We start from the raw sequence: 11,887 nt of genomic DNA on the forward strand, positions 1-11,887 counted from the left end.
CGAGCTGCCCGCGTCCGTCGTGCTCGAGATCACCTACACCGAGCCGGGCCTGCAGGGCGACCGCTCGTCGGCCGGCACCAAGCCCGCCACCGTCGAGACCGGCTACGAGATCCAGGTGCCGCTGTTCCTCGAGACCGGCACGAAGGTCAAGGTCGACACCCGCACGGGTGACTACCTCGGCCGCGTCAGCTGACGCGTGAGCGCCCGTTCGAAGGCGCGCAAGCGCGCGCTCGACATCCTGTTCCAGGCGGATGTGCGCGGTGAGGACCTTCCCGCCGTGCTCGCCGCGGAGGCCAAGCGCGCGGCGAGCGAGCCCGCCCGCGAGGGTTCCTGGCTGTACGCCCGCGACATCGTCGACGGGGTGATCGACAACGCCGACCAGATCGACGAGCTCATCATCACCCACGCCCGCGATTGGAAGCTCGACCGCATGCCCGCCGTCGACCGCGCCCTGCTGCGCATCGCCACGTGGGAGATCGTGTTCAACAGCGAGGTGCCCAGCGCCGTCGCGATCGACGAGGCGGTCGAGCTCGCGAAGGAATACTCGACCGACGGCTCAGGCTCGTTCGTGCACGGCGTGCTCGCCCGCATCTCGCGCGCCGTCTGAGCGCCCACGCCGCGCGTTTTCCCGGCCGCGGCACCCCGGCGCGCCGAACCCGCGTGCCTAGACTCGACTGCGGAAGGGAGAGCGCATGCGCATCACGGGCCTCGGCCACGCCGGCATGTTCATCGAGACCACGGGCGGCAGCATCCTCTGCGACCCGGTCATCGGCCCCTCGTTCTTCGGATCGTGGTTCCCGTTCCCCGACAACCGCGGGCTCGACTGGGAGCGGTTCGGCAACGCCGACTTCCTCTACGTCTCGCACCGGCACCGTGACCACTTCGACCCACAGCTGCTGCAGCGCTACGTGCCCCGAGACATCCGCGTGCTCCTGCCCGAGTACCCGACCGACGACCTCGAGGTCGACCTTCGCGCCCTCGGATACGAGAACATCGTCTACACGCAGGCGGGCGTTCCCCTCGTGTACGACAACGGCCTGACCATCATGGTGACCCCGCTGCGCGCCCCGAGCGACGGCCCGATCGGCGATTCGTCACTGAGCGTCGACGACGGCACCGCGAGCATGCTCAACCAGAACGACGCCCACCCGCTCGATCTCGAGAAGCTGCTCGCCTTCTCCCACCCCGACGCCTACTTCACCCAGGTGAGCGGCGCGATCTGGTGGCCGATGGTCTACGACCTGCCCCAGGACGCCAAGCAGAACTTCGCGGGGCTCAAGCGCGACGCCCAGAACAAGCGGGCGATGTACTACATCGACAAGGTCGCCGCCGAGCACGTCTTCCCGATGGCCGGCCCGCCGATGTTCCTGCGCGAGGAGCTGTTCCGCTACAACGGCTACGGCCTCGAGGACGACTCGATCTTCACCGATCAGCAGCAGTTCCTCGACCACATGGCCGAGGTCTCTCCCGCCCAGAAGGGCTACCGGTTCGTGCCCGGCACCCAGGTCGACCTCGCGGGCAGCGAGATCCAGGTGACGCAGACCCTGTACACCGAGGCGGAGATCGAGCGCATCTTCTCCGACAAGTGGACCTATCTCGCCGAGCAGCGCGACGCCCGTCAGGACGAGGTGCGCGCCGAGGAGGCGCAGCGCGCCGCCGTGCTGCCGCCCGCGGAGATGCTCGCTGCGCTTCAGGAGTGGTGGGAGCCGCTGCTGCGCCGCGCACGCACCATCCGCAACGGCGTCGGCGGCAACGTGCGATTCCGCATCGGCGACCTCGACATGGTCGTCGACTTCCCCAAGGCGAAGGTGCGCGAGTACGCGGGAGAGGAGTGCGTGTACTGGTACACGATCCCCGCCGACCTCGTCTCGACGAACATCGCCGACCACGAGATCGACTGGTCGAACTCGATCTTCCTGTCGATGCAGTTCGAAGTCGGACGCGCCGGCAAGTTCAACGAGTTCCTCACCACCTTCCTCAAGTGCCTCTCGCGCGACCGCATCGAGTACGTCGAGAACTGGTACGCCGAGCAGTCCGACCAGACCGAGGACACCGAGCTCGACGACTGGGTCGTGCAGCGCCGCTGCCCGCACCTGCGCGCAGACCTCACCAAGACCGGCAAGATCGAGGACGGCGTGCTGACCTGCTCCCTGCACGATTGGAAGTGGGATCTCGCCTCCGGCCGCTGCCTCACCTCGCAGGGCCACCCGATCCGCGCCCGCCGCGCCGACGAGACGGCGAGCCCCGAAGCCGCCTCAGCGTCGGTCTGAGCGTCCGAGTGAGCACGGCCCGCGGCATCCGTCGCCTCGACCCCCTGCACGTCGTCGACGTCTTCGTCTACGTCACCGTGCTGAACCTCGCGGCCCAGTGGGTGCCGCAGGTGATCACCGAGTCGTTCACGACGTCGCTGTTCACCGCCATCGTGCTCAAGCTCGTGCTCGAGGCCGTGCTGTGGCTGAAGAAGGCCGTGCTCACGCGACTGAAGTCGGCCTCGACCTGGCCTCGCCGCGTCGTCAGCATCGTCGTGCTGGTGCTGCTGCTGCCCGGCAGCAAGCTCGTCGTGCTCGAGCTCATCCACCTGATCTTCGGCGATGCCGTGGCCCTCGGGGGGTTCTTCCTCGTGACCGCGCTCATCATCGTGCTCATGCTCGCGCGCCGCGGCGTGCGGTGGCTGCTCGCGCCGCGGGGCGCGTCGGCGCCGATCACCGACTGAGCGCCGATCACCGGCTAGGCTGGACACACCGAAGCAACCTTTAACCCCGTCCCGTGAGGCGGAGAAGGGAGCGGCTGATGAGCGAGCGCACCGTTCTGCAGGGCGCGGACATCACCAGGGCTCTGACGCGCATCTCCCACGAGATCCTCGAGACCCAGCGCGGTGCCGACGACCTGGTCGTCCTCGGCATCCCGACGCGCGGCGTCGCCCTCGCCCAGCGCATCGCGACGAACCTGGCTGCCATCTCGGGCACCCCGGTGCCGGTGGGCGCCCTCGACGTCACGATGTACCGCGACGACCTCGCGCAGCATCCCACCCGCGCGCCGCAGCGCACCGACATCCCCGCCACCGGCATCGACGGCAAGACGGTCGTGCTGGTGGACGACGTGCTGTTCTCGGGCCGCAGCATCCGCGCCGCCCTCGACGCCCTGCAGGACATCGGCCGCCCCGCCGCCGTGCGCCTCGCGATCCTCGTCGACCGCGGCCACCGCGAGCTGCCGATCCGCCCCGACTTCGTCGGCAAGAACCTGCCGACCTCCCGCGACGAGCGCGTCAACGTGCGACTCGTCGAGCACGACGGCGAGGACGCCGTCACGATCGAGGGGGAGTGACCGGGATGCGCCACCTGCTCGACACGCAGCACCTCTCCCGTGAGGATGCGCTGACGATCCTCGACATCGCCGAGGACATGGCCGACACGCAGCATCGCGAGGTCAAGAAGCTGCCGACCCTGCGCGGCAAGACCGTCGTGAACCTGTTCTTCGAGGACTCGACGCGCACGCGCATCTCGTTCGAGGCCGCCGCGAAGCGCCTGTCGGCCGACGTCATCAACTTCTCCGCGAAGGGGTCGAGCGTCTCGAAGGGCGAGTCGCTCCAGGACACCGCGCAGACCCTCCAGGCGATGGGTGCCGACGCGGTGGTCATCCGCCACGGCGCGTCCGGCGCCCCGCGCACCCTCGCGACGAGCGGGTGGATCACCGCGGGGGTCGTCAACGCGGGCGACGGCACGCACGAGCATCCGACCCAGGCGCTGCTCGACGCGTTCACGATCCGCCAGCGCCGGTTCGGCGACGACAGCCGCGGGCGCGACCTCGCCGGGGTGAAGGTCACGATCGTCGGCGATGTGCTGCACTCCCGCGTCGCGCGGTCGAACGTCTGGCTGCTCACGGCCCTCGGCGCCGAGGTCACCCTCGTCTCGCCGCCGACGCTCGTACCGCAGGATGTCTCGGCCTGGCCCGCGACCATCTCCTACGACCTCGACTCGGCGATCGCCGCCGGGCCCGACGCGCTCATGATGCTGCGCATCCAGCTCGAGCGCATGAGCGCCGCGTATTTCCCGACTGAACGGGAGTATTCCCGCCGCTGGGGACTCGACGCGACGCGGCTCGCGGCGCTTCCTGCCGATAGCATTGTGATGCACCCCGGCCCCATGAATCGCGGCCTCGAGATCTCGGCGGATGCCGCCGACTCGCCCCGGTCGACTGTGCTCGACCAGGTTCGCGCGGGCGTGTCGGTGCGCATGGCGGTGCTCTACCTGCTCCTGAGCGGGCAGGCCGACCACGACGACGAGCAGAAGAAGGAGGACGAGCGATGACCGGCCTTCATCTGATCCGCGGCGCACGACTCGCCGACGGCACGACCACCGACATCCTCATCGAAGACGGCCGGATCGCGGAGCTCGGCATATCGCTGTCGCGCGCCGGTGCCGCGGTGATCGACGCCGACGGACTGCTCGCTCTGCCGGGACTCGTCGACCTGCACACCCACCTGCGCGAGCCCGGCTACGAGGCGTCGGAGACGGTGCTCACCGGTTCCCGCGCGGCCGCCGCCGGCGGGTACAGCGCCGTCTTCGCGATGCCGAACACCTCGCCCGTCGCCGACACGGCGGGCGTCGTCGAGCAGGAGCTCGCTCTCGGCGAGCAGGCGGGCTACGTCACGGTGCAGCCGATCGGCGCCGTCACCGTCGGCCAGAAGGGCGAACGGCTCGCCGAGCTCGGCGCCATGGCCGACTCGCGCGCCCGGGTGCGCGTGTTCAGCGACGACGGCTCCTGCGTCTGGGACCCGCTCATCATGCGACGCGCGCTCGAGTACGTGAAGGCGTTCGACGGCGTCATCGCCCAGCACGCCCAGGACCCCCGGCTGACCGCGGGCGCCCAGATGAACGAGGGTGCCGTCTCGGCGGAGCTGGGACTGGCCGGATGGCCGGCGGTCGCCGAGGAGTCGATCATCGCCCGCGACGTGCTGCTGGCCGAGCACGTCGGCTCCCGCCTGCACGTCTGCCACCTCTCGACGGCCGGCTCGGTCGACATCATCCGCTGGGCGAAGCGGCGCGGTGTGAACGTCACCGCCGAGGTGACTCCGCACCACCTGCTGCTGACCGACGAGCTGGTGCGCGGCTACGACGCGCGCTACAAGGTGAACCCGCCGCTGCGCACCGCAGACGACGTGCAGGCGGTGCGCGAGGGGCTCGCCGACGGCACGATCGACATCGTCGCGACCGACCACGCGCCCCACCCCGCCGAGGCGAAGGCCTGCGAGTGGCAGGCGGCCGCGAACGGCATGGTCGGCCTCGAGTCCGCCCTGCGCGTCGTGCAGCAGTCGATGGTCGACACCGGGCTCCTCGACTGGGCCGATGTCGCGCGGGTCATGAGCGAGACACCGGCCCGCATCGGCCGCCTCGCCGGGCACGGCCGCCCGATCGCCGTGGGGGAGCCCGCCCACCTCGCGCTCTACGACGCGGCCGTCACCTCGACCTTCGGCCGGGACGACCTGCGCGGGCGCAGCCGCAACTCGCCCTACCTCGACCGGGAGCTCCCGGGCCGCGTGGTCTGGACCTTCCACGCCGGCATCCCGACCGTCGCCCACGGCGACCTCGTCGACCTGACGAAGGAGTTCGCATGACCCAGCAAGGCGCCCTCCTTCTCATGATCGGCCTCGCCCTCGTGCTCATCGGCCTGATGGCGTGGGGCTGGTGGCGACGAACCCGTCGGGACTCCGGCATCGCGGTACCGCTGGCCGACCCCGCCGCCGAGATCGACGAGCGCGCGCGCTTCGACGTCTTCTACGTCGCCACGACCGTGCACGAGCGTCCCCTCGAGCGCCTCGCCGCCCGTGGCCTCGCCTACCGGGCGCCGGCGACGCTCGTCGTCACCGACCGCGCGCTGCTGCTCGCGATCGCGGGGGAGCCGACCGTCGAGCTCACCGCGTCGCGCGTCGTCGACGTCGCCCAGGCGACGGTGGCGATCGACCGCGTCGTCGAGCGTGAGGGCCTCGCCCGCATCACCTGGACGCTCGACGACGGCACCCCGGTCGACACCTACCTGCGTGCCCGCGACGCCTCCGCCAAGGTGCTCGCCGACGCGGTGCGCCCCCTACTGACCTCATCCCCCTCGACCCCCGCAGGAAGCGACGCATGACCAGGTTCCACACCGAACCCGCCGTTCTCGTCCTCGAAGACGGCACCCGCCACACCGGACGCGCCTACGGCGCGCGCGGCACCACCATCGGAGAGGTGGTCTTCACGACCGGCATGACCGGCTACCAGGAGACCCTCACCGACCCGTCATACGCCGGCCAGATCGTGCTGCAGACAGCCCCACACATCGGCAACACCGGCATGAACGGCGAGGACCCCGAGTCGCGCCGCATCTGGGTCGAGGGCTACATCGTGCGGGACCCGTCGCGCGTCGTCTCGAACTGGCGTGCCGACGAGTCCCTCGACGCGGCGCTCGAGCGCGACGGCATCGTGGGCATCAGCGGCATCGACACCCGCGCGGTGACCCGCCACATCCGCTCGGCCGGGTCGATGCGCGGCGCGATCTTCTCGGGTGAGGCGGCCGGGCTCGGCGACGACGAGCAGCTGCGCATCGTGCGCGAGGCGCCGCAGATGGCGGGGCGCAACCTGTCGGCCGAGGTGTCGGTCGCGAGCGTCGAGGTGACGCCGGCGACGACCGAGCGCATCGGCAGCCTCGCCGTGCTCGACCTCGGCGTCAAGCAGGCGACGATCGACAACCTCGCCGCGCGCGGCTTCGACGTGCACGTCTTCCCGCAGTCGGCCACGCTCGAGGAGATCCGCGCGATCGGGCCGGTCGCGGCGTTCTACTCGAACGGCCCCGGCGACCCCGCGGCATCCGATGCCCACGTGGCGCTGCTGCGCGGGCTGCTCGATGACGGACTGCCGTTCTTCGGCATCTGCTTCGGCAACCAGCTGCTCGGCCGCGCTCTCGGGCTCGGCACCTACAAGCTGCCCTTCGGCCACCGCGGCATCAACCAGCCGGTGCTCGACAAGACCACCGGCAAAGTGGAGATCACCGCGCAGAACCACGGCTTCGCCGTCGACGCGCCGATCGACGCGGTCATCGACAGCCCGAACGGCTACGGCCGCGTCGAGGTGAGCCACGTCGGTCTCAACGACAACGTGGTGGAGGGCCTGCGCGCGCTCGACATCCCCGCCTTCAGCGTGCAGTACCACCCGGAGGCGGCGGCCGGCCCCCACGACGCCAACTACCTCTTCGACCGATTCCGCGACCTCGTGATCGCGCAGCAGACCCAGAAGGGCGCCGCCTGATGCCCAAGCGCGACGACATCCGCTCCGTCCTCGTCATCGGCTCCGGCCCGATCGTCATCGGCCAGGCGTGCGAGTTCGACTACTCGGGCACGCAGGCCTGCCGCGTGCTCCGCGAGGAGGGCGTGCGCGTCATCCTCGTGAACTCGAACCCGGCCACGATCATGACCGACCCCGACTTCGCCGACGCGACCTACATCGAGCCGATCACCCCTGCGGTCATCGAGTCGATCATCCGCAAGGAGAACCCCGACGCGATCCTGCCGACCCTCGGCGGGCAGACCGCGCTCAACGCGGCCATGGCGCTGCACGAGCGCGGCATCCTCGAGAAGTACGACGTCGAGCTCATCGGCGCCAAGGTCGACGCGATCAAGCGCGGCGAGGACCGCCAGATCTTCAAGGAGCTCGTGCTCGAGGCGGGGGCGGATGTCGCGGCATCCGTCATCTGCCACTCGATGGACGACCTGCTCGCCGGCGCCGAGAAGCTCGGCTACCCGCTGGTCGTGCGCCCCTCGTTCACGATGGGCGGGCTCGGCTCGGGCTTCGCGTACGACGAGGCCGATCTGCGGCGCATCGGCGGCGCGGGCCTGCACGACTCGCCCACGCACGAGGTGCTGCTCGAGGAGTCCATCCTCGGGTGGAAGGAGTACGAGCTCGAGCTCATGCGCGACGGCAACGACAACACCGTCGTCGTCTGCTCGATCGAGAACGTCGACCCGGTCGGCGTGCACACCGGCGACTCGATCACCGTCGCACCGGCGCTCACCCTCACCGACCGCGAGTACCAGAAGCTGCGCGACATCGGCATCGACATCATCCGCGCCGTCGGCGTCGACACCGGCGGCTGCAACATCCAGTTCGCGGTGAACCCCGACGACGGCCGCATCATCGTCATCGAGATGAACCCGCGCGTGTCGCGCTCGTCGGCGCTCGCGTCGAAGGCCACCGGCTTCCCGATCGCGAAGATCGCCGCGAAGCTCGCCATCGGCTACCGCCTCGACGAGATCCCGAACGACATCACGAAGGTGACGCCGGCGAGCTTCGAGCCGACGCTCGACTACGTCGTCGTGAAGGTGCCGCGCTTCAACTTCGAGAAGTTCCCCGCCGCCGACACGACGCTCACGACCACCATGAAGTCGGTCGGCGAGGCGATGGCGATCGGCCGCAACTACGCGACCGCGCTGCAGAAGGCGCTGCGCTCGCTCGAGAAGCGCGGCTCCAGCTTCCACTGGGGCACGGAGACCCGCTCGGTCGACGAGCTGCTCGAGATCGCCCGGACCCCGACCGACGGCCGCATCGTCGTCGTGCAGCAGGCGCTCCGCAAGGGCGCGACGCTCGAGCAGGCCTTCGAGGCGACGAAGATCGACCCCTGGTTCCTCGACCAGATCGTGCTCATCAACGAGGTCGCCCAGTTCGTGGCCGACGCCGCCGAGCTGGATGCCTCGACCCTCCGCATCGCGAAGGAGCACGGCTTCAGCGACGCCCAGCTGGCCGAGCTCCGCGGCATCGCCGAGGCGGAGGTGCGCGGCATCCGTCACGCCCTGAACGTGCGTCCCGTCTACAAGACCGTCGACACGTGCGCGGGGGAGTTCCCGGCGCTCACGCCCTACCACTACTCGAGCTACGACGCCGAGACCGAGGTGACGCCGTCGGATCGCACCAAGGTCGTCATCATCGGCTCCGGCCCGAACCGCATCGGACAGGGCGTGGAGTTCGACTACTCGTGCGTGCACGCGTCGTTCGCCCTCGCCGACGCCGGCTACGAGACCGTCATGGTCAACTGCAACCCCGAGACCGTCTCCACCGACTACGACACGAGCGACCGGCTCTATTTCGAGCCGCTGACCCTCGAGGACGTGCTCGAGGTGTTGCACGCCGAGAGCCGGTCGGGGGAGATCCTCGGTGTGATCTGCCAGCTGGGCGGTCAGACGCCGCTCGGGCTCGCGAAGGGCATCGAGGAGGCGGGCTACCGCATCCTCGGCACGAGCCCCGAGGCCATCGATCTCGCCGAGGAGCGCGAGCTGTTCTCGCGCCTGCTCGACGAGGCCGAGCTCGTCGCCCCGCGTCACGGCACCGCGATCGACGTCGACGGCGCGATCGCGGTCGCAGAGGACATCGGCTACCCGGTGCTGGTGCGCCCGAGCTTCGTGCTCGGCGGCCGCGGCATGGAGATCGTCTACGACACGGCGAGCCTGCGCGACTACTTCGACCGCATCGCCGACCAGGCGATCATCGGCGCCGGCCGTCCGCTGCTCGTCGACCGCTTCCTCGACGACGCGATCGAGCTCGACGTCGATGCGCTCTTCGACGGCGAACAGCTGTACATCGGCGGCGTGATGGAGCACCTCGAGGAGGCCGGCATCCACTCCGGCGACTCGTCGTGCACGCTGCCGCCCGTCTCGCTCGGCCGCACCGAGATCGACCGCGTGCGCGAGGCGACCCTCGCGATCGCGCGCGGCGTCGGCGTGCGAGGCCTGCTGAACGTGCAGTTCGCGATCAGCGCGGGCGTGCTCTACGTGATCGAGGCCAACCCGCGCGCGAGCCGTACGGTGCCGTTCGTGTCGAAGGCCCTGGGCATCCCGCTCGCGAAGGCGGCGGCGCGCATCATGGCGGGCGCGTCCATCGCCGATCTGAAGTCCGAGGGCCTGCTGCCCGCCCAGGACGGCTCCCGGGTGCCGCTCGACGCCCCCGTCGCCGTCAAGGAGGCGGTGCTGCCGTTCAAGCGCTTCCGCACCCGCGACGGCCAGACCGTCGACTCGGTGCTCGGTCCCGAGATGCGCTCCACCGGCGAGGTCATGGGCATCGACCGCGACTTCCCGACGGCGTTCGCGAAGAGCCAGGATGCCGCGTACGGCGGCATGCCGCTCGAGGGCACCGTGTTCATCTCGGTCGCCGACGCCGACAAGCGCGCCGTGATCCTCCCGGCGCACCGCCTGCAGGAGCTCGGCTTCGCGCTCGTCGCGACGGAGGGCACCGCCGAGATCCTGGCGCGCAACGGCATCCGGGTGGAGGTCGTCGAGAAGTACTCCGCCACCCAGGAATCCGGTGAGCAGAACATCGTCGACCTCATCAACGACGGACGCATCGACATGATCGTCAACACCCCCTCGGGCGGTCTCGCCCGTGCCGACGGCTACGAGATCCGTGCGGCGGCCGTCGCGGCCGACAAGGCGCTGTTCACCACGATGGCGGTGCTGGGCGCGGCGGTCAGCGCCATGCCGGCACTGCGCGAGGGCTTCGCGGTGAAGAGCCTGCAGGAGTACGCGGCCGATCGGGCGGGACGCCTGTGACGACATTCGGTCAGCGCCTCTGGCAGGCCCTCGACACGCACGGGCCGCTCTGTGTGGGCATCGACCCGCACGAGAGCCTGCTGCAGTCGTGGGGTCTGCCGGTCTCGGCCGACGGCGTGCGCGAGTTCGGCCTGAGGGTGGTGGATGCCGCGGCCGGCCGTGTCGGCGTCGTGAAGCCGCAGGTCGCATTCTTCGAACGCTTCGGCTCGCGCGGCTTCGCGGCACTCGAGGACGTGCTCGCGGCGGCGCGGGCGGCGGAACTGATCGTGATCGCCGATGCGAAGCGCGGCGACATCGGCTCGACGATGGACGGCTACGCGGCCGCCTGGCTCCAGCCGGGGTCGCCGCTCGAGGCGGACGCGGTGACGCTGAGCCCCTATCTCGGGCCGGACTCGCTGCAGCAGACGCTCACCTTCGCGCTGCGGCACGGCAAGGGCGCGTTCGTGCTCGCGGCGACGAGCAACCCCGAGGCGGAGCCGGTGCAGACGGCGGTCACCGCCGATGCGGCCGCCGAGGAGGGGGAGCGGGTCGCCGCCCGCGTCGCCCGCGACGCCGGCTGGCACAACGTGGGGCTTCCGGGCGCGCTCGGCTCCGTCGGCGTCGTGATCGGCGCGACCGTGACCCGTTCACGCTTCGGACTGAGCGACATCCTGCTCGCCGGCACGCCGATCCTCGCCCCGGGCTTCGGGGCGCAGGGCGCCGACCCGGCCGAGCTCGGCCGCCTGTTCGGCTACGTGTCGTCGCAGGTGATCGCGAACGAGAGCCGCAGCGTGCTCGCCGTCGGCCCCGACCGGCTGGCCGAGCGCATCGCCGAGCGGGCGGCGCTCTACGGGGCGCGCTCGTGACCGAGCATCGCACCCCGCCGGAGGTCGACCGGGTCGCGGCATCCCAGCGCGCCGTCGAGGTGCGCCGCGCCCGGGCGAGCCTGAAGCGCGACCTGTCGTTCCGGGTCGTGACCGGCCAGGAGGTGCTGCGCCGCGCGATCGCCGACCCGCAGTCGCCGTCGGGCACCCTGCGCATCACCGACTTCCTCACCGCGCTGCCGGCGATCGGCGAGGGCAAGCGCGACCGGGTGCTGGAGGAGCTCGCCATCTCACCCGTGAAGCGGCTCGGCGGCCTCGGCGCGCGTCAGCGCGAGGTGCTCGCAGGCTGGCTCGACGAGCGGTTCCCCGAGCCCCGGCCCCGCCGCGGACGCAGCCGCCTCATCGTGCTCGCCGGGCCCACCGCGGTCGGCAAGGGCACGGTCGCGACCTACATCAAGGAGCACTTCCCCGAGATCCTGCTGTCGGTGTCGGCGACGACCCGGCCGCCGCGCCCGGG

The 11,887-nt window shown here is 70.8% G+C and carries 10 protein-coding genes and 2 pseudogenes; all 12 read left to right on the forward strand.

From position 1 onward, the window contains the following. Nucleotides 1–193: pseudogene (locus ASG00_RS17950) on the forward strand (elongation factor P); the annotation flags it as partial. A gap of 3 nt (nt 194–196) precedes the next feature. Next, nucleotides 197–607 carry a transcription antitermination factor NusB gene (gene nusB / locus ASG00_RS09585; RefSeq protein ID WP_056208977.1) on the forward strand — a complete coding sequence of 137 codons (411 nt, stop codon included), beginning with the start codon at nt 197–199 and terminating at the stop codon, nt 605–607. A gap of 85 nt (nt 608–692) precedes the next feature. Continuing rightward, nucleotides 693–2,270, forward strand: coding sequence for a Rieske 2Fe-2S domain-containing protein (locus ASG00_RS09590; RefSeq protein WP_056208983.1), 1,578 nt, complete (start codon nt 693–695; stop codon nt 2,268–2,270). Between the two features lie 8 nt (nt 2,271–2,278). Next, a complete protein-coding gene (locus ASG00_RS09595) occupies nt 2,279–2,713 on the forward strand; it encodes a hypothetical protein (protein WP_235557346.1) in 435 nt (144 codons plus the stop codon). A gap of 77 nt (nt 2,714–2,790) precedes the next feature. Continuing rightward, nucleotides 2,791–3,324, forward strand: coding sequence for a bifunctional pyr operon transcriptional regulator/uracil phosphoribosyltransferase PyrR (gene pyrR, locus ASG00_RS09600; protein WP_045248091.1), 534 nt, complete (start codon nt 2,791–2,793; stop codon nt 3,322–3,324). 5 nt (nt 3,325–3,329) lie between these two features. Then, nucleotides 3,330–4,307, forward strand: coding sequence for an aspartate carbamoyltransferase catalytic subunit (locus ASG00_RS09605; RefSeq protein ID WP_056209237.1), 978 nt, complete (start codon nt 3,330–3,332; stop codon nt 4,305–4,307). Continuing rightward, entirely contained in the window at nt 4,304–5,614 is a 1,311-nt protein-coding gene (locus ASG00_RS09610) for a dihydroorotase (protein ID WP_056208988.1), read from the forward strand. Before ASG00_RS09605 ends, ASG00_RS09610 begins: the two co-directional genes overlap by 4 nt. Further along, nucleotides 5,611–6,129: a PH-like domain-containing protein gene (locus ASG00_RS09615; RefSeq protein WP_045248093.1), complete on the forward strand. Its 519-nt coding sequence runs from the start codon at nt 5,611–5,613 to the stop codon at nt 6,127–6,129. The genes ASG00_RS09610 and ASG00_RS09615 overlap by 4 nt, the downstream gene beginning before the upstream one ends. After that, nucleotides 6,126–7,280, forward strand: coding sequence for a glutamine-hydrolyzing carbamoyl-phosphate synthase small subunit (gene carA, locus ASG00_RS09620; protein ID WP_056208992.1), 1,155 nt, complete (start codon nt 6,126–6,128; stop codon nt 7,278–7,280). The genes ASG00_RS09615 and carA overlap by 4 nt, the downstream gene beginning before the upstream one ends. Continuing rightward, entirely contained in the window at nt 7,280–10,567 is a 3,288-nt protein-coding gene (gene carB, locus ASG00_RS09625) for a carbamoyl-phosphate synthase large subunit (RefSeq protein WP_056208995.1), read from the forward strand. Before carA ends, carB begins: the two co-directional genes overlap by 1 nt. Continuing rightward, on the forward strand, nt 10,564–11,412 hold the full coding sequence (pyrF, locus tag ASG00_RS09630) for an orotidine-5'-phosphate decarboxylase (RefSeq protein ID WP_056208997.1): 849 nt from the start codon (nt 10,564–10,566) through the stop codon (nt 11,410–11,412). Before carB ends, pyrF begins: the two co-directional genes overlap by 4 nt. Beyond that, nucleotides 11,409–11,887 (forward strand): annotated as a pseudogene (mihF, locus tag ASG00_RS17955) (integration host factor, actinobacterial type); the annotation flags it as partial. The gene pyrF and the pseudogene mihF, both read left to right, overlap by 4 nt.

The organism is Microbacterium sp. Leaf351, assembly GCF_001423825.1.
GTDB classification, from domain to species: Bacteria; Actinomycetota; Actinomycetes; order Actinomycetales; family Microbacteriaceae; genus Microbacterium; species Microbacterium ginsengisoli.